The organism is Nocardia sp. CC213A (assembly GCF_030766805.1).
Lineage (GTDB): Bacteria > Actinomycetota > Actinomycetes > Mycobacteriales > Mycobacteriaceae > Nocardia > Nocardia otitidiscaviarum.
In genome coordinates this window covers 33488-53318 of sequence record NZ_JASFXA010000021.1, presented here as the reverse complement: position 1 = coordinate 53318, position 19831 = coordinate 33488, and the positions used below count along the sequence as shown (strand labels likewise).

Sequence of the window (19831 nt, the reverse complement as noted above, 5' to 3'; positions counted from 1 at the left end):
TTCCGGTCAGCTACAGGCCGGACCCCGCTGGGCGATGTAGACCCCGTCGGTGCCGAGGCGGGCGTCCCGGGTGAGCAGGACGTCTGCCTCGAGCTGGCGGGACTGCTTGGCGGGGGTGCCGTCGCCGCCGAGGCGACGGTCGGCCGGGCGCTCGTAGAGGGGCGCGCCGCCGCACATGGCCTCGACGAAGCGCTGGCGGCCGTGCAGCTTCCGCTCCTCGGCCTTGCGCAGGTACTCGTCGCGCCGCTCGGGGTCGATGGCCTGGACGAACGCCCGCGGGTGCACGACGGCGAGCAGCCCGGAGACGTGGCCGAAGCCGAGCGAGGTGACCAGACCGGCCTTGAGCGGCAGGCGATCTCCCACGGCAAGGGGTTCGCGCAGCCACACCAGATGCGGATACTCGCGCATCTTGGCGTCCACGCAGTCCAGGCTGCGGTTGGGCGGGATCACGCCCTGCTCCAGCACCTGGCACAGGCCGATGAGCTGGAAGGCCGCCGCGCCGCCCTTGGCGTGGCCGGTGAGGGTCTTCTGCGACACCACGAACAGCGGTGCGCCGTCGGACCGGCCGAGCGCCGTGGCGAGCCGCTCGTGCAGTTCGGACTCGTTGGGATCGTTGGCCGCGGTGGAGGTGTCGTGCTTGGACACCACCGCGATCTCGTCCGGCGCGACGCCCAGCTTCTTCAGCTCGGCAGCCAGTTTCGACTCCGGACCGCCGCGACCGGCGGCCAGCGCGCCCAGCCCGGGAGCCGGAATCGAGGTGTGCACGCCATCGGCGAAGGACTGCGCGAAGGCGACCACGCCGAGCACCGGCAGGCCCATCTCGACCGCGACGCTGCCGCGGGCGAGCAGCACCGTTCCGCCGCCCTGGGATTCGACGAACCCGCCGCGACGACGGTCGTTGGCCCGGGAGAAGTAGCGGTCGCTGATGCCCTTGGCGCTCATGGCCGCCGAATCCGCGGTGGCCGACATGTCGCCGAAGCCCACGATGCCCTCGATGCCGAGATCGTCGTAGCCGCCGGCCACCACCAGATCGGCCTTGCCGAGCCGGATCTTGTCCACGCCTTCCTCGACCGAGACCGCCGCCGTGGCGCAGGCCGCGACCGGGTGCACCATGCCGCCGTAGGAGCCGACGTAGCTCTGCACCACATGGGCCAGCGCCACATTCGGCAGCGCCTCCTGGAGGATGTCGTTGGCGCGCGGCTCTCCGAGCAGGTTGTCGATGTAGAGCGAGCGCATCGAGGACATGCCGCCCATGCCGGTGCCCTGGGTGTTGGCCACCATGGCCGGGTGCACCCAGCTCATGAGTTCGGCCGGGCTGAAGCCGGAGGACAGGAACGCGTCCACGGTGCAGACGATGTTCCACAGCGCCACCCGGTCGACGGAGCCCGCCATATCGGCCGAGATGCCCCACCTGGTGGGATCCCAGCCGGTGGGGATCTGGCCGCCGACGAAGCGCGACAGCTTGGCCTTGCGCGGCACCCGGATCTCGGTGCCCGCCTTGCGGGTCACCTGCCAGTCGCCCGCCCCCTCGATCGGCGTGACGACGGTCTGCTCCGGGTTGGCGGCGTGGAAGGCGCGCGCCTCGGCCTCGCTGTTGACCACGAAGGTCAGATCCTTGTCCAGGAACACCGAGGTGAGCAGCGGGGCGGTGTTGTCGATCATCGCGCCGTCGTCGGCGTAGCGGCGCACGCCGCAGCGTTCCACCACGGTGTCGTGGTAGCGCTCGGCCAGCTCGGATTCGTCTACGTAGTCACCGGTTTCGGTGTCGTACCAGCCCGGCTTGGGCTCGTTCTCCCAGGTGACCAGTCCGGTGGTCCAGGCCAGTTCGAGCACGCCCGCGGCGGAGAGCTCGTCGGAGACCTCCATCTCGAAGCGGGTGCGCGCCGAGCCGTAGGGGCCGAGTTCGCCCGCACCGACGATGACGACCATATCGTCGAGATCGGCTGTCACCGCGCCCCATTCGGGTACCGGCAGCGCCGACGACACCATGGTCGGCGGGGCGGGCAGCGCCGGAATGGTCGCGGCCTTCGCGGCCGTATCCTCCTCGGCCGCCGCGGCTTCCGCGGCCTCCCTGCCCAGCGCGGACAGATCCAGTTTGGCCCCGGCCAGGCCGCCGGTCAGGTCGATCTGTTGCGGTCCCTGCGCGGTGACGCCGCGCGCCCGCTCGGTGCACCACTTGAGCAGCTCATCGGCCATCTCCTGGGTGGACCAGGTCTGCACGCCCGCCTTCTCCACGGCCTCGACCAGCGGATCGTTGTGGCCCATGAGGCCGGTGCCGCGCACCCAGCCGATGAGGGCGTGCACCAGGGTGACCCGCTGCGCCCAGGACTTCTCGGCCCGCCACTTGGCGACCACGGCGTCCAGCGCGGCCTTGGACTCGCCGTACGCGCCGTCACCGCCGAAGAGGCCGCGGTTGGGCGAACCCGGCAGCACCACATGGAGTTTGGCGTCCACGTCGTGGTCCGCGCCCAGCTTGGACAGTCCGCCGATGAGGCGCTCGACCGACCAGAGCAGCACCCGCATCTCCATTTCGGCGCGGGCTCCGGCGTCGGCGAGGTCACCGGCCACCCGCGGCGCCGCGAAGGGCAACAGCAGGGTGGGGGTCATGGCCTCCTTGACGAGCACCTTGGCGCCGCCCGCGGTGTCGGTCTGCTCGTTGCCGACCCACTCGACGAGGGCGTCGATATCGCTGTAGGAGGCCATATTCGCGGGCACCACCCACAGCGCGGCGCCGTGGCGGGCATGGTCGCGGTAGAGCTGCTTGTAGAAGGCCAGGCGGGCGTCGTCGAGCTTGGAGGTGGTGACGACGACGGTCGCGCCGCCGCCGAGCAGCCGCCCGGTGGCCGCCGCGGCGATGGAACCCTTGCTGGCACCGGTGATCACGGCGATCTCCGAGGACCAGACACCGGGCTCGGTCACCTCGACGGCGGCCGCGGCGATGCGTCCGTAGAGACCGGCCAGCACCGAGCGGGCCTCGTGCATGGCGCGCTCACGCCACCAGTTGGCCTGCGCGGCAACCGCTTCTCCGGCACCGACGTAGCCGTCGACCGGCAGTTCGTCCAGTCCGGCGTCACCGCCCAGCCACAGCCGCGCGAGATCCTCGCGGGCGCTGGCCCAGCGGTCGTCGATGAGGACAGCCTTACGGGCGTCGAAGGCGGGAGCGACCAATCGCGGCCAGTCCGAACCGAGTTCGGCCGAGACCAGGTCCACCAGGGTGTCGTCGGTGGCCTCCGGTGCGGAGAGCTGTTCGGCGTGGCCCAGCGATTCCAGGATCACCCGGGCGGCCTGCGCCAGCACGCCGTCGCGGCCGGTGATCTGCTCGGTGAACTCGCCCAGCGCGGCGGCGTCGACGGTCGCGCCGCCGCCACCACCGGCCGACGGCATCGACACCGCGACACCCCGGCGAGCGGCCACGGCCTGCACGGCGGCGTCGATGGCGGCGTCCACGGCCGCACCGTCGCCCAGCGCGCCCGAGACCAGCCCGCCCAGATCGCCGCCGCGCACGGACGCGCCCTCGCGGGTGCCGAGCGAGACCTCGGCGGTGACGTGGCTGGCCCAGCCGTCGCCGAGCCCCCACACCTTCTTGACGCGCTCACCGATGGCGGCGGGACGCTTGCCGGAAGGGCCGAAGACCTTGCGCAGATGGTCGCCGATGGCATCGGAGAGCACCGAGCCGAACGGCTTGTAGGTGCGGGCCAGGCGGTCGACGGTGGCCGAGAGCGCGCCCATGTCGGCGTCGGCGGCGCCGTCGATGGCGCCGAGGGAGAGTTCGGAGCCGAGGTCGACCAGCAGCTGGTTGCGGCGCGAGGAGACGCCGTCGCACAGGCCCTCGATGGTGTCCACCGGACCGATCTGGTCCAGCCGCAGCTTGGTCCACAGCGCGATGAGCACGCGGGTGGCGTCGGCGGCGGAGAAGGCGATGTCGTCCGGAGTCGGGCCGCCGGTCGGGGCGGCCGGAGCGGCACTGGGGGCAGTGGGCGCGGCGGCCGCGGCGGGCGTCGCGGTCTCGGCCGGGGCCTCCTCCGGCTCCTCCACCGGGGCCGGGTCGGTGTCGGTGGAGTACACCACACCGGCCTCACGCTCGATGTTCAGCACCTCGACCGCGGTGTTGGCGAACATCGGCAGCTTGAGCGTGTTCGTCGCGAGGTTGGCCACGGTCGGCGTTGCGGCCAAACCGATTTCGACGAACCGCTCGACGCCGAGGCCACCGTGGGCGGTATCGGTGAACAGCAGGTCCTGGGTCTCGATCCAGCGCACCGGGCTGGCGAACTGCCAGGCCAGCAGCTCGATCAGCACCACGCGGCACAGTTCGGTGGGACGCGCGGCCCAGTCGTCGAAGTCGGCCAGCACCTCGGCGAGCGGTTCGGACGGCACGTAATCGGCGATCTCGGCGATGAATTCGCGCTCCAGCGAGAACGGGCGCGGCACCAGGTTCGGGATGTAGCGTCCGACCAGCAGTTCCGGGTGCAGGTCCGCGGGCAACAGCTCCTGGAGCTTGTGCCGGAACTCCGGCACCCCGGCGCGCAGCACGGTCGAGTGGAACGGCACGTCGATGCCGGGCACCAGTACGAAGGCGCGCTTACCGCCGAATTCGACACGGCGGCGCTCGATCTCGGCCTCCAGGGCCTCGAGTCCGGCCACGGTGCCCGCGATGGCGTACTGCGAGCCGCGCAGGTTGAGGTTGACCACCTCGAGGAATTCGCCCGCCTTCGCGCCCACGGTGGCGACGAAGTCGATCACCGCGGCGTCGGGCACGCCGATCTGCGAGGGGCGGATGGCGGCCATGCGATAGTCGCTGCGGCCCTGGGCATCCCGCGGCACCAGCTCGTGCATGGCGGAGCCGCGCTGGAACACCACCTCGAGCACGGCCTCGAGCGGCAGCACCCCGGCGACGGCGGCGAGCGCGTTGTACTCGCCGACCGAGTGGCCCGCCAGCATCGCGCCATCCACGAAGGCTCCGGCCTCCCGCAGTTCCGCGACCTGAGCGACGCCCAGGGTGGCCATGGCGACCTGGGTGAACTGGGTCAGGTGCAGTACGCCCTGCGGATGCCGGTACTCGACGCCGCGCGCCTTGAGGTAGGTCGGATTGTCGCGCACCACAGCGAGAATCGAGAAGCCGAGGGCCTCGCGAGTGTGCTTGTCGGCGCGGTCCCAGACCTCCTTGGCTGCCTTGGAGCGGGTGCGCGCGTCCAGACCCATCCCCTTGGTCTGAATGCCCTGTCCCGGGAAGGCGTAGACGGTCTTGGGCGGTGCGAGGCGACCGGTGGCGGTCATCACCAGATCCCCACCGCTGTCACCATTACCCGCGCCGCGGGTGCGGCAGGACACCTCGACGACCTCACTGCCGCGATCGACCGCGACGCGCTCGACCCGCACGTCGATCTGGGCACCCGGCCGCACCATGCCCAGGAAGCGGGTGGTCCACGCGGTCAGCGTGCGCGGCGGCAGCTTGTCGGCCGAGTCGATGGCCGAGACGGCGTGCTGCGCGGCGGCCGACAGCCACATGCCGTGCACGATCGGGCTGCCCAGTCCGGCCAGCTTCGCGGCGGCATCGGAGGTGTGGATCGGGTTGTGATCGCCCGACACCTGCGCGAAGGCGGCCATGGCGCGCGGCGCAGTGATGGTGACATCGCGGCGGCGACGGCGCGGGGTGTCGGCGGCGTCGGCGGACAGGGTGCCCGCGGCGCGCGGCGGATCGGTGAGTTCACCAGCGCCGGTGCGGCCGCGAATGGCGAAGCGCTCGGTGAGGGTGGCGATGGTCGGCATGGACATGCCGGTTTCGGGCTTGTCCAGCATGCCGGTGATGCGCACCCGCACCTCGACCACCCGGCCCAGATCGGTGTCCTGGGTCTCCCCCGCCTCGGCGCGCACCGCGAGAACGCTTGCGCCGTCGGGCAGTTCGCCCGCCAACTCGATGCGGTGGTCGAGGTGCACCAGGTCGAGCATGCCCTCGATGACGCTCGCGCCGTCCTCGGTGCGAGTCGCGCCCAGCACCGCGAACACGGCGGGCCAGCACGCGCCTACCAGCACATCGGGCACCGTGCGGCCGTTGGTGCTCAGGTTCTCGGGCAGGCCGGAACCGGTGACGCCCGCGTGGTCGGCGATGAGGTCGGGGGTCCAGGCGGTGTTGACGTGCGCGACCTTCGCGCCGTCGACGGTCTTCACCTCGGGCAGCGCCTGGCCCGCGGCGACGGCCAGCAGCGCCGACATGGCGGTCTCGGCGTCGGCCTCCGAAATGACCGGCGCGCCACCGTTGTAGACCGAGGTGGGGACGGTCATGCGAATGCGCACGGCGTCTTTCGCGGCAGCTACCGCGCCGCCCAGCAGCGGCACCGTCAGTTCCACGTAGGCGTGGTCGGTTTCGGGTCCCTCGGTGGCGCTGAGGGTGGCGCCGGTGGGCGGATGGATCGCGCCCTTGCCGTTCATGGTCCACTCGTGCACATCGCCGAGCCGGTGGACGGGGTTGACGGTGGTGCGTCCGGCCCACTGCACGTCGGGGGCGGCGAGCACGGTATCCAGTGCGCCGTGGGCGATATCGGCGCGGCGGCGGCCGTCCACGGCGGCGGGGGCCAGGCCCGCGCGCACCATGGAGTAGGCGGCGTCCTGCTCGAAGCGGTCCAGCAGCTCACCCACGGGCTCGTCCGCGCGGGTGATGCCCGCGACGGCGACGGTGCCCGGGATGATGCACACCTGGTCGGCGCTGTAGCGCGGATCGTGGGCCTGCCACAGCGAATCCGAGCGCCACCAGCGGCGCACGTCCTGGTCGACGACCGGCACGAAGTTGACCGGCTTGCCGGGGGTCTTGCACAGCGAGATGAAGAACGGCACGTCCGCCGGGTGCAGCACGGTGTCCGCGGCGGCCGGGTAGCGCTCCTTCAGCGTGCACAGCGCGCGCACCGGCTCCTCGAAGGCGGCGTCATCGGCGAAGAGGGTCTCGATCTCGCCGCGGTCGGCCTCGTTGAGGCGGGATTCGGTGCGGCGCATCATCTCCGCGAAGCGGTCGCGCCAGGTGATGTCCAGCCAGACCGAGCGGGTGGCGTCGGCGATGGCGTCGGCGAAGTCGCCGCCGCAGTCGAAGTCCTTGGGGCGGTCCAGGCCCACCGCCAGTTCGACGTAGCGCTCCAGCCACTCGCCATAGGTCATGGTGGCGACGTCGCCGAAATACGGCTTGGCGGTACGGTCGAGCGCCTCGATGATCTCGTCGCGGCGCTCGGCGACGGCCTCGGCGTCACCGGCGACCTCGTCCAGCAGGCGGCCGGTACGGGAGGCGGCATTGTCGATCTCGTGGATGTCGGCACCCAATTGGCTGCGGCCGGAGGCCATTCCGCCACTGGCGGTGCCCGCGCCCACCCAGTCCGGGGTGCCGGGGGTGTCCACCAGCATCCGCTTGACCTCGGGCGCGGTGGTGGCCTCCAGGGTGGCCATGGCGGCGGTGCCGACCAGCACGCCGTCCAGCGGCATCACCGGGTAGCCGTGTGCCTGCGACCAAGCGCCGGTGAGGTATTCGGTGGCGCGCTCGGGGGTGCCGATGCCGCCGCCGACGCAGACCACCACATTGTCGCGGCCGCGCAGTTCGGCGTAGGTCTCGAGCAGCAGGTCGTCGAGGTCTTCCCAGGAGTGGTGACCACCGGCGCGACCGCCTTCGATATGCATGATGACCGGGTAGTCCGGCACCGCGTCGGCGATGCGCAGCACGGCCCGGATCTGGGCGACGGTGCCGGGCTTGAACGCCACGTGGGTGATGCCGGCCTCGGTCAGCTCCTCGATGAGGGCGACGGCCTCCTCGAGTTCCGGGATGCCGGCGGTGACCACCACGCCGTCGAAAGGCGCACCGGCGCTGCGGGATCGCTGCACCAGGCGCTTGCCACCCAGCTGGAGCTTCCACAGGTAGGGATCGAGGAACAGCGAGTTGAACTGCACGGCGCGGCCCGGATGCAACAGCGTCTTCAGCTCCGCGACCCGGTCGGCGAAGATTTGCTCGGTGACCTGGCCGCCACCGGCGAGTTCGGCCCAGTGGCCCGCATTCGCCGCCGCCGCCACGATTTTCGCGTCCACGGTGGTGGGAGTCATGCCCGCGAGCAGGATGGGCGAGCGGCCGGTGAGGCGGGTGAAGGCGGTCTCCACCACAATGCGGCCATTCGGCAGGCGCACCGGCTTGGGCGCGAATTCCGCCCAGGCGGGTGCGATCTCGGGGGCCGCGCCCGGGGTGAACAGGCTGCGCTGGCCGGGGCGGGTGGAGGCGGCGAGCACGCCGACGCCGGTGCCCTTGAGCGATCCGGCGGTCAGGCGGGTGAGCAGGTCACCGGGGCCGAGGTCCAGAATCCACTGCGCGCCTTCGGAAACGACCTCGTCGACGGTGGCGACCCAGTCGATCGGATCGACCAGGATCTCCTTGGTCAGCGCGGCGGCCAGTTCGGTGTCGAGTCCGCACTGCCCGGCCCAGGTGCTCACCAGTTCGACGGTCTCGGCCAGGGCCGGGTGGTGGAAGGCGACCTCGACCGGAATGTCCTCGAAGACGGGCGCGAACACCGCGCCGCCACGCTTCTTGGCCTCGCGGTCGCGGGTCTGCTCGGCGCTGATCTCGACGCAGCGCTGCCGCACCCGGTCGAGCTGGGCCACCGGGCCGGAGAGCACGGCGCGGCGGCGTCCGTTGCGAATGGAGACCACGGCGGCCTTGCTCGCATCGACATCAGCCGACACCTCCTCGACCACGGCCCGCAACCGGTCGGGGTCGACATGAGAGACGGCGACCATGGGCATGCGCTCGCCCACCGGCACCAGCCCGCGACGGCGGGCGATCAGACCGGCGGCGGCCCCGATCAACTGGGCCAGCGCGAGCATCTCGGCATCCCGCTCGCCGTGCGCGGCGGCGGCGGTAGCGGCCAGGCGGCCCTGCGAATGACCGATGTAGGCCACCGGAGCCTGCGCGACAATATCCAGGCCCTGCAGCCGCAGCGCGCGCAGCGCGGCCACCTGGGTGAGGAAGACGCCGGGCATGGAGACCGCGGCGGACCGCAGGATCTGCGGCGACGGGGCCGCCGAGACCTCACCCTGCTCGGGGTCGGCGATCTCCTCTTCGAGCATCCAGCCGATGGGATCGAAACCGACCGGCCGGACCACGAGCAGCTGCGCCGCAACGGGTTCCAACCGCTGCGCGGCCTCGTTCACGAGCGCGGTGAGCTCCGGTTCGAGCGCGGAATCCCGCCCGATCTCCTCCAGCTCCCGCAACCACTGGGCGCCCTGCCCGCCGAACGCCAACGCGTACGGCGCGCCGCCCAGCAACCTGTCCAACAGCGACGACCTGACCCCACCCTCCGAGGCCTTGCGCGCCACCCTCGCCCTAGATCCGGTCCCGGTGCTCTCGTTGATCGTCAAGACGTTCGACTTCCTTCTCGTAGCGGCTTGCCCCCGCAGGACGGGGCCGCGCTCTCGTCGCGCAGGTCTTCCCGAGGCCACCCGGCCCTGGTAGTGCCGAGGATTCCACAAAATCATGAGGGGTTCCTCATGTTTACCCCTACACACGACCCCCTACCGCGCAGTATTCAGGTACGTCCGTCCCAGAACGATCAGAAACATGACTCCGCCTCATGTTTGAACCCCCAGGTCCACGCGGTTACACCCATGAAGGAAAGTTGAGCCTCCCTCACATTAGCGGTTACCAAATCGTTATAACCCCTGGTAGGGTTACTGACCAGTACGCCACACCCCACCGGTGCTTCGCTAACCCGGTCAATCCCGGTAGAGTTTGGACGGTCGTACCATCAGCGCGAGTGGCGAAATTGGCAGACGCGCCAGATTTAGGTTCTGGTGTCCACGGACGTGGGGGTTCAAGTCCCCCCTCGCGCACCACGTTTCACATCTCGGCGGCCAACCCCCGCCGAGCACCGGATTCGTCCGTTTTTCCCGGCGAGCACGCACCGAAATCACATCGTCGTAACTTTCCAGCAAACGCCACAGTGCATTCGCACATCAGGCGTGCGCACTCAGCGTGCAGTGAAGATCAGACCCGGGACAGCACGCTGGGGTGAGCGGTCAGCAGTTCGTACCCGACAGCTTCCTGTGGGAGCCGGAGGCCGCCAACGAGCAGATCACGAGCGCGGACCGAGAGCGGCCCCAGCCACGCGGCGACTTCGGCAGCGGTTGCCGCGGCGATCGGAGCCGTCGGCCGTGTACACCGAAACTCGAAGAGCAGCTCATAGAGAGGCAGGGCTGGAGCGACAGCGGGGAGACCGGCCCGGGTCGCGGCGATGTGGGCTGCCGTTGGAATCTGCAATCCCTTCAGGTCGATGTCACCGAAGTAGAGAATCCGGTCGGGCTTGGGGGACAGCAGAGATACCGACAGCACAGCGGAGGGAAATTGGCCGCCGGTGCCGTAACCGACGTGCCGGGCCGGTCCGCCTGCAGCCGCGTGTACCCGCGTGACTTCCAGTAGCGAAGCATAGGTGTGATGGTTCTCCGCTATCAGCAAAGCGGTGCCCTGAGGATCCCGAGTACCTGAAACCCATTGCGAAACGAAGGGAATGGGCACCGAGTGGCAGCGCAGAAGCTCCAGGGTCAATGCCCCCGAGCGGAACAGCCGAGTCGACAGGAGTCCGTCGATCCGCTTCTCGTCGCCGAAGAGCTCCAACGACCGCTCCCGTTGCGGCACACTCGGCCGATCGGCACCCCCGTCACGCAGGAACGCTGTCACCAGCTCCAGCACGCGGATTTCGTCGTCTCTGGTCGCGATCCGCCCCGCTGCTTCGAGAGCTGCGGGCCATATCCGGCGGGCCTTGGTCTCGCGGACAACTCGTTCGCGGGGCGGCCTGCGTACCCATTTCGGCAGCGCCGGAGTATCTCTGGCGTCGAAATGCTTTGCACCACTAGGCAACACAACGAGTCCGGCGGCGGCCAATTCGTCCAGTGCCGAGCGGATCTCATCACGCGCGGTCGGCACCGTCGCCAGGCTGCGATCGAATGCGACTGCCGCGCTGTATAATTCTTCGATATCGACCTTCTGCCTCGACGCTCGCGCCATGTGATCGGCCAGCGCGCGGGCCAATGGACTCGGGCTCATTGCACTGCACCACGGGCCGGCTCGTCCCGTGTCACTCCGACGCCGGTGATGCCTTCAACCGCAGTTGCGGAGCGCTCCTCCAGAACTACGTAGCGCCGGGTGCGCAACGCGCCCGGCGCGTTGCGCAGGCGCAGCACATTCGGGAACTGCCCGACAGCACCGAGATCTTCCACACCGGTCGTGTAGACGAGTTGTACACCGTGCGCCTCCGCGACATCGCGTTGCAGGCGCAGCAGCGCCACGTGACTGGCCGTTCCGAGAGGATTGTCCAGCACCAGCGTTCCACCGAGCGCGGCCTGGCCCCTACCGCGGTTGATGGCGCGCAGCCGTGCCAGCGTGCAGTAGAGCGCCACGCACACGGTGAGCTTCTCGCCACCGGAGAACTTGCCGAGGTGGGTCACATCGACAGGCTCGACCGCCAGGTCGCTGTTCGGCTTGAGAACTTTGACGCTGAATCCGCGCGGCGCCACGGCTTCGTGCACGCATCGTTTCAGCAGGGCCAGCCCCTCCGGTTTCGATCTTTCGGCGACTACGCGATCGACAACCGCGTCGATCCGAGCGAGCAGATCCTCTTCGCCGCTGGGACGAGCGAAACGGATGCGGAGGAAGTGCTGATCGGCCCAGCCACCCAAGGTTCCGGGCAGCTTCGAATGGCGATGCGCGGATTCCAGATTCGAAAGAACCTCGTGCACCAAGGCGGCGATCTCCACCACCACCAGACGCTGGTCCCGGCCGATGTCGGCGAGCTGGCCGTCTAGCGTTGTCCTGCGCACCTGCATTTCTCGGGCACGGGCGCTTGCCCGTTCAGCGAGAACATCGGCGTCATCGCTGGTGAACCTGTCTCGGATTGCATCCGGGATACGGGAAAACCGGCTCTCCGAAGCCAACTTCCGCACCACTTGAATGGCGTCGTCAGTCCGTCCGCGCGCCGCTGTAGCCGACATCGCAGCGGTGGTCAGGTCGCCGATCACCGAGTTCAAGTCGGCTTCTGCCTGTTCATCGGTGCCGGCGTATGCCGTTACGCCGGTGGGTATCTCATTCGGAACAGCGGCATCGGTGAGCCGGTTGGCTCGCTGAGCGAACACCTGCGCAGCCGTCTTGGCCTCACTCGCGGATTCGTCCGCCTCCCCGGCCTCCCGGTTCAGAACGGTCACCCGGCTGCTCATCTCGGTAGCCTGCGCGGCCTGTGCCTCGGCACGCTCACGGGCTTCAGACTCGGTGGCGGGGTCGGTGTCCAGTTGGGCGTATCGAGGTCTGTCCCGCGGAGTTCGGCTCTGTACCTCCTGCTCTGCCTGTTTGAGTTCGGCAAAGGCCTCGCCCAGCTCACGCTGCGCGGCCTCGGCCGCTATCCGCGCGTTCTCGTGTGCGGTGGCACGACGCTGGTCGTCCTGGCCGTCGGCGGTGGCCAGCAATATGTCGGCGCGGGCACGGATATCCTCCGCGAAGCCCGCCAAGATGCGGTCCGCACGTTTGCTCCACTCCACGAGTCCGTTGAGCCGTTCGGCCAGAACGGATTCCGCCGCAATCGTTTGCCACTGCGCATCCAGCCCGGTGAACCTCGCCTGCAAGACGGACAGCGGCGACGAGTCCGTAGCGATGTCCTCGACCTCCTGCCCGCTATCGAGCAGAGAGATCTTGCGCTCGGCGTCCAGGTACCGTTCCTGGTTGTAGCCGTGTTTGACAGCCCGTTCGCGCGCAGTGCGCTCGGCCTTCTTGTATTCAGCCGCGCGATCGACGGCTTCCTTCGCCAAAGCCGTATACCGATCAACGTCACGGTCCAATTGCTCTATGCTGCCCTGAATTTCAGGAACCTCACCGACTCGGTCCGCAAGTGTTTTCAGCCGCTCTATCCACTCCGCCAGCTTCGTGAGTTCCTCGGAGAGGCTCTCCTCGGTTTCGGCGTCCACCGTCTCCTGTTCGTCGAGGTTCTCGATCTCACCTCGGAGTTGCCTGTCCGCGCTCTCGAGATTCTCGATTGCTTCCCGATACTCGTTGATCGTCTGCTCCAGTGCGGACAAGTGACCGGCTGGACAGTCTCGCAGGAGTTCGTTCAAAGCGCCCTGGAGCGCGCGGTCTTCTGCCACTTGCGCGTGGATGTTCTCGATCCGCTGGTCCTGGTTGTGCCGCCGGAGTTCACGTATTGTGCGCGCCTGTTCCGCGGCTACCGGATCGAACAGCGCGGGGTCGTTGGGGATCACGGACCACCGTGGCCGCGCAACGCTCAACGCTTGCTGGAGTTGCGTTGCGGTACATACTGTCACATGGGCGACCACACACAGGTCATCTGATTCAACCGCCTCCCAAGCCTTTTCGAAGGCGTCGTCCGCTACAACCACACCAGCCGCGAGTTCGGCGACCACTGGATTGCACAGCATTGTGTCACGGTCGGATTCGGCGACGAGGTCACGCAGCAGTTCCCAGCCCGGCCGGGCGGTTATACCCGCGTCGGTGATGATCTCGATGACGCGTTGCGCATCCCGAGTAGTGGGCAGGAACGAGTCGGTACGCAGTCCGGCCAGCGCTCGGTCGTCATCCGCCGCATCGACGCGAGTGTTGACGATGTCCGACTCCGCCGACGACACCGCATGTGCCAGCGCTGCGCGAAGCTCGGCGGCTTCGGCCCACAGGTCGAGACGCCCGTCTTCCTCGAGCTGTACGAGTTCAGCGAGCCTGACGTGCGTGGCCAGATCATCGACTCGCTCTGAGAGAGTTTTGTGCTCACTGGTAAGTCTGTCTCGCTCAGCACCTTTGGTCGCCATTTCGGTCGCGAGCCTCGTGCGCCTATCGCTCAGCGACTTGCGCTGCCGCGGCCGCGCCCGTCGCCGCTTTCGCACCGCTTCGAGCTGCCGCGCCGACTCACGGCGGGTTGTCCACATCCGCGCCAACATCGTTCGAGGGGCTGTTTCTCGATCCGGTAGATAGCCTCGGTCCACGGCTTCACCCACGGCGCTGTCGATATCGACCAGCTGACCCCGCAGACTATCCGCATGCACGCTAGCTTCGGTGGCTAGCTTCTGATTATCCTGTGCGCAACGAGATTCGATTTCGGCACTCGACTCCGCCTGTTCTGCAACCGCGAGTTCACGTTCCTGCGATGCCTGTTCGACGGCGGCCAAGCTCCCATACCGGGATTTCAAGGCTGCCGCGGCAGCGTCGCGGGCCGCCCGCAACGGGGCGGTCTGCCGATCCTCCGAAGCGATCTGTGCACGAACGGATTCCGCTTGGTGCTCGGCTTCCATCCGCTCGGCCAGCGGCTCGACGGCCGACCACGCGAGCGCCTCCTGGTTGGCGTTGTCCGCTATGAGCTTCTTCTCGTTGTGCGCCGCGAGCGCCGTAGCGCGCCGCCGAATGGCCGCGATCCGGAACAGCTCGTTCGCAATATCGTTGACCCGCTTGCGATCTGCGTCGAGTCGCACCGCGTCCCCGCGAAGCCGGTCGGCTTCCTCGACGAACCAATCGTGGTCTGTCTGCTGCGCCACGGCAGCGCTCCGGAACTCACCTGCCAGCCGTGCGGCGTCCTGCCGAGCCCGGGCCGCTTTTCCTTCCTCCTCCTGTGCCTCCGCGTGGCGGGCGGCCAAGGTATCCAGCTTGTCGGCCATCTCAGCACAGAAGTCTCGATCCACCAGCAGATCCGGCTTGCGCCCGAGTATCTCGATGACATTGTGCAAATTGGATGCGACCAGCTCTGGCTGGGCTGTGTCGACCGTGAGATCGATCAGGAAGTCGATGAACTTGTCGGACGACGGGAAATTGAACATGTCCGCCACTCCGCCCTCGGAGTGGTTCATCTGCTTCTGGTACCCGAACAACGCGGGGTCCAGGTTCCGTGCGGTGAGGGTCTGCATCCACTGAGTACGTTGATCCGTAATCGCGAACGCGAACTGCTGTGGCCGAGACGCCGCGACCTCCCGCAGGGAACGAACGAAGTCGGCCAGCGGTCTGAGGCGGCCTGTGTCGTCGTGAACAGGAAGCCGGTCGAGGTCCAGAATGCCCGCCACCACGAAGAATGTGTAGTACCAGCACTTCAGCTTGTCCCGATCCCGATCGGGATCGGCAGGCTTGCGGCGGTCCGCCCACTCGTATACCGCGCCTGTGACCAGCCGCGCGGGAGGTAGCAGGCTGTCATCGGACCGCTCGACCCATTCGGCGACAGTGTGACTGGTGTCGCCGGTCGAAACGTAATCCTCCAGGTACCGTTTGACGGATTTCCCCATGAAGTCCTTGCGGAGGGGCAACAGCAAGGCGAAGAAGAGCGACAGCAGGCTCGACTTTCCGCCACCGTTGCGCAGCCACAGAATCGAATCGACGGGTTCGCCCGCCTCATCTGGACCCGACGACATGTCGAGCGTGAGATCGGTGAACCTGGCGGCACGGTCTCCGACGCTTGCCAATCTGAGACGAGACAGCTGGTAGGTCACGATGTAGCCTCACCATCCTGGTTGCCACGCCGAATCGATGCCAGTACTTCATAAGTGGCATTGCCTGCCAGATCACCCGCCTGTACTCGGAATCGTTCGAGCAATTGGAATGTTTCGGTACCGCGCGCTGGAGCGGGCCGAGCGAGCCCTTGGTCGACCATCCAACCGAGTACATGCGCCACCCAGTACGTCGACGATGCCGGAGACCGTCGTGCCCGGCCCTTCCCCCTGTCCGCCTTGTACCCGGGTGACAGACGGTCGTAGATACGCCACGCCTCGTCAAGAGCATCGTCATCGGCCGGCGTGTGCTCGGGCGAACGTTTGAACCGATCGCAGATCTCACGGAGGAACCGCTCGATCTCGCCGACCGATACCCAGCGAATCCTGTCGTCATCGAAGTCTGCGGGCGTCGGAAACGCATGGGCGGCAACCGCGACGCTGACCAGACCCACCAGCAATCGGTCCGACACACTGCCGACATTCGGCAGATCCGACAGGCGATACGCGAAAACGGACTCCCGCCGCACCCCGAGAACCAATCCGAAGTCCGAGTCGGAAAGCACCCGCGCGTCGAGCCCCTCGAGGACACTGTCCACAGCATTCCTGAACTCCGTGTCCGCGCGATAGCGCCCGAGCAGAAGCCGATAATCCGAGTCCGCGGTGGGCCGGAGCTTCGGTCGCAGAGCACAGCCGATCAGCACACCCACGTCTGCGAGATCGCGTTGGCCGAGAGTCACGAAACCTCCCAATCTTCTGGTGGTGCCATCGAATACGCTTCGGCCCACCGAGCCAGCGCATCCTCGTCCTCGGCGACGATCAGATCGTCACCCGACCAGCCGGGAATGCCGATCCGCGTGCCATCCGCATCGACGGCCGCTGTCGCACCGAGGATCCTGGTCGCCGAATCCACGGCGGCGGACACATCCTGGGCTGTCTCCGGCGCATAGGTCCACAGCACCGCGAGCACAATCAGCCGCTCCACAGCGGAACCGTCGACCCCATTGGGAAGATCTGTTTGCCGCGCCGCGAGGAGCAGGTTCGACAATCGTGCGGGTAGCCTGACGGCATCGACCACACGTGCGGCGGTGACCAGCACCTCCGTGGGCACTGCGGGTGGATCCGGATCGCCGAGTTCGTCGTCGGGCTCAGGCGATTCAGCGGGCGTGGCTTCGCGCCTTGGGGCAAGCAGGTCGTCGACCAGATCAGCGAAGCGGGCTATTCGCGGCACTCGGGTGCCCGCCACCAGCACGGCAAACGTTTCGGCGGGCTCTATCGCCCGATCCGCCGACATCGCGAGCAGTGGCATGAGGACGCCATCGGTGAGGTCGGGATTCCGCAAACCGCCCACCGGCCGAAACGACTGACGCGCCTGTTCGTCGAGGAAGATGGTCCGCGCACCGAGCAGCCTGCCGTGCAGCTGAGTGTGGCGGTGGCGACACTCCTCCAGGAGATTCGCGATGCGCGCTGACGCCGTGGCCACTGACGGCTCCACATCCGCCGCATCCAGCGCGCCTCGCACGTGGTCGAGCAATCTCGACTCCGCGCTGAGGCGCTCCTCCAAATGTGATCGATTGCGCTCCAACTGCTCCGGCACCCGCTCGGCCCACTGTGTCAGTACTGTGCGGATGTCTCTGACGGTGTCGGACAGCAGCACACGAAGCTCGTCCGCATATCGCACCGATAACAGCCTCGAGCGCTCCGCCGCTTTCTCCGCCTGCCCGAAGGCTCCTCTTTCAAGTTGTCTGGCAAGCATCAGTTCGATCGCGGCCTGCTCGTCCTCGACGTCGAACTCCAACCCGCCGACCAGCGCATTGATGGCGTCCGCCGACGCTCTCAATACATTCACGCCCCTGACGTGATCCTCGTACTCGGTCAGCAAGCGGAACTCCACCGTGGTAAGCCGATGACGAACAGTGCCGTCAGATTGTCGGCCGAATATCGAGATCGCGTAGCTGAATGGAGCCTCACGCTCCCGGCGGTTCAACAACGCATCCACCACATACCGTGCCACTGCTTCGTGCTCACCGGTGGGACGCTCAGCATGCGCGGCACCAGACAACGCCGCCAGGCTCGCGACTGCCTCGTCGTAGGTGACCTCATCATCGAAACCCTGTCTGGCGATGACGATGTCGATGGCGGCGAGGGCAAGCGTCACGACGTCGTATTCGTACTCACCCCACGTCTGGCGGATCGCGCTGTCCGCCGCATCGGCCACAGGCCTGGTCCGAAGCAGCGCCCGAACCCGTTCACCGAAGGACTCGTCGAAGACGGCGCGCCCCATAGTCGAAAAATCACTCACACGGCCCCACCACTCACGCATTCACCGTATGTGCTACGACCGACAACGTGTCGGCAATTGGCAAGCTATACAACAGAGTTGATTGTTGGTACCCAGAGGATGTTACCGATGGCCGAGCAGGCCGTGTGCACTACCGGGATTCTCCGCCCGAGTCATATCGTCGTACCAACGAATCGAGCAATCCACGCAGTGGCCCGTTGTCACCGCGCAGCGAAGCCATCGATGCCTGCGCGTTCTCGTCGGGATCGAGGCCGGTCCAGTCGATCATCCAACCGGACTCGCGAGCCAGCTGACCGAAGAAGGCTCGCTGAGCACGGCCGTTGCCCTCTCGAAACGGATGAATCGCATTCACTTCGGCCAGATAGTGCGTCAGCTTCCCGACGAACTCGGTTCGGTCGAGACCTCGCAGAAAGCGGTCAGCCATGAGCGCTGCGAAAACCTCAGCCGCATAACTCTCGATATGCCGCGGTAGACAGAACGGATCCGACTTGGCGATTCCCACGACGCGAATCTCCCCGGCCCATGGATACACGTCCCCGAAGATTTCGCGATGGAACGCGCACAGATGATCCAAGTCGTAGCGGCCGGGCAGCGACCGGATTCCCAGCTCGGCCAGGGCGGCCTGGCTCAGATCCGCTTCCGCCTGCCGTAGCCGAGCGGCATCGATAATCCCGAGCCGGTTCCGCAGCACGCCCGATTCCGGATCGAGGTACGGATCAACCGTCACGCGGCGCCGTACAGATCCCGGACGAGCTCCCGCATCCGCGTTGTGCTGATCTCACCGCGCGCCCATTGCTCCATGATCGCCTCGGCCGCCCCGCTCGCCGACTCCCCCTCGGCCCGAACCGACGCCGCCGCCTGCGCCAGCGACCGCGACCGCTCCGCCGTCAACTCCTCGAACACCTCGGCAGCCACCACCACGGCCTCGGTCTTACGATGTGACCCGACCCCAACAGGGCGGCGATCCCCCCTGCGAAATCGCGCCAGCACCCCCGAAAGCTGCTCACGCGCCTCACGCACTGACAAGGTTTCCATAAAGAAAGTGTACCTAAATGTGTACACAATTGGGTGTTGAACTGGGCGATAGTGTGCAAAGCGTTGTTGAGCTGACGATCACCTTCCCGAGAGAGGCGATGCCGCTCCTTGTCGGCGCTGGCGATCTGGATCGGCGCGACACCGGCATGCACAGCGAAGGCACCCGAGGTGCGAAACCGCGATGCGCGGCCGGTACGGCCCAGCAGGCGAGTGGCTACGACCGGGCCGACGCCGACGACGTCGAGCAGGCTGCTGCCGGATTCGGCGACCGTGTCCTGCATGCGTTGCTGGTTGGCCTTCAACCGGGTATCCAGGGCCCGAACCTCGGCGACCAGTTCCCAGGCCAGCTCCTTGCGGACGCGCTCGACCGGCGAGGCCGGCCGGATTCGCCGCAGGGTGTCGGCAGCCCGATCGGCGGTCAAATCGGTGGACACGCCACCGGGCAGTAGTTCACGCATCACGGCGTGCAGCTGGTTGACCGTCCGGGTGCGTTGCCTGGTCAGGTTGGTGCGGCGCTCGTCGAGCATCCGCAGCACGGTGGCGGCGCCTTCGGCCTCCACCGGGACGGCGTCGCCCTGTAACGCAGCAACACTCGCCGCCGCGGCCGCGTCCAGTTTGTCGTTCTTGCGACGGCCTCCTCGCGAGAGCTCCCGCACGCGCGCGGTCGCCGTCGCTGGCACGTCGGTCACGGTCTCACCCTGCGCGATCAGCCACTGGGCCAAATGCCGGCCCAGGCCCCACGCGTTCTCCACTGCCCACCTGCGCTCTGGAAATCGTCTCGCCCACAACAGAAGTCGCCGATACTCCGGCAACCTCGCGTCGAGGCGGATCGTCTCGAGCGTCTTGTGGTCGCCGCTGTCCAGCGCTGCGGCAGTGTGCGTGGACTTGTGCGGGTCCACCCCGATCACGACGGTCAACCGCGTTACCCTTCACTCGCTTCGGATGAAGAAGCCGCGGGCGACATTCCGGCTTTCGGCCTGTGTATCTCGCACCTCTGTTGAGTCAGACCCGCGGCCGGTACCG

At 67.7% G+C, this 19831-nt stretch carries 8 protein-coding genes and 1 tRNA gene; 1 reads left to right on the top strand and 8 read right to left on the bottom strand.

What is annotated here, in order from left to right; genetic code table 11:
* Nucleotides 1–6 precede the first annotated feature (6 nt).
* A complete protein-coding gene (locus tag QJS31_RS30225; protein WP_306358292.1) occupies nucleotides 7–9375 on the bottom strand; it encodes a polyketide synthase in 9369 nt (3122 codons plus the stop codon).
* A gap of 389 nt (nucleotides 9376–9764) precedes the next feature.
* Between QJS31_RS30225 and QJS31_RS30220 the strand changes: the two genes are divergently transcribed.
* A tRNA-Leu gene (locus QJS31_RS30220) sits at nucleotides 9765–9849 on the top strand.
* Between the two features lie 151 nt (nucleotides 9850–10000).
* Here QJS31_RS30220 and QJS31_RS30215 read toward each other — a convergent pair.
* The 7 genes from QJS31_RS30215 to QJS31_RS30185 form a co-directional block, all read right to left on the bottom strand.
* Complete coding sequence (locus tag QJS31_RS30215) at nucleotides 10001–11056, bottom strand: Wadjet anti-phage system protein JetD domain-containing protein (RefSeq protein ID WP_282776782.1); 1056 nt, start codon at nucleotides 11054–11056, stop codon at nucleotides 10001–10003.
* Nucleotides 11053–15474: a hypothetical protein gene (locus QJS31_RS30210; RefSeq protein ID WP_306358291.1), complete on the bottom strand. Its 4422-nt coding sequence runs from the start codon at nucleotides 15472–15474 to the stop codon at nucleotides 11053–11055. Before QJS31_RS30210 ends, QJS31_RS30215 begins: the two co-directional genes overlap by 4 nt.
* Entirely contained in the window at nucleotides 15471–16211 is a 741-nt protein-coding gene (locus QJS31_RS30205; protein ID WP_282776785.1) for a hypothetical protein, read from the bottom strand. Before QJS31_RS30205 ends, QJS31_RS30210 begins: the two co-directional genes overlap by 4 nt.
* The gene (locus tag QJS31_RS30200) at nucleotides 16208–17773 is read right to left on the bottom strand and encodes a hypothetical protein (protein ID WP_282776787.1); all 1566 of its coding nucleotides are present in this window, start codon (nucleotides 17771–17773) and stop codon (nucleotides 16208–16210) included. Before QJS31_RS30200 ends, QJS31_RS30205 begins: the two co-directional genes overlap by 4 nt.
* Before the next feature lie 130 nt (nucleotides 17774–17903).
* On the bottom strand, nucleotides 17904–18500 hold the full coding sequence (locus tag QJS31_RS30195) for a Fic family protein (RefSeq protein WP_282776788.1): 597 nt from the start codon (nucleotides 18498–18500) through the stop codon (nucleotides 17904–17906).
* Complete coding sequence (locus QJS31_RS30190; RefSeq protein ID WP_282776790.1) at nucleotides 18497–18694, bottom strand: antitoxin VbhA family protein; 198 nt, start codon at nucleotides 18692–18694, stop codon at nucleotides 18497–18499. The genes QJS31_RS30195 and QJS31_RS30190 overlap by 4 nt, the downstream gene beginning before the upstream one ends.
* On the bottom strand, nucleotides 18661–19716 hold the full coding sequence (locus QJS31_RS30185; protein ID WP_282776820.1) for an IS110 family transposase: 1056 nt from the start codon (nucleotides 19714–19716) through the stop codon (nucleotides 18661–18663). The genes QJS31_RS30190 and QJS31_RS30185 overlap by 34 nt, the downstream gene beginning before the upstream one ends.
* Nucleotides 19717–19831 lie beyond the last annotated feature (115 nt).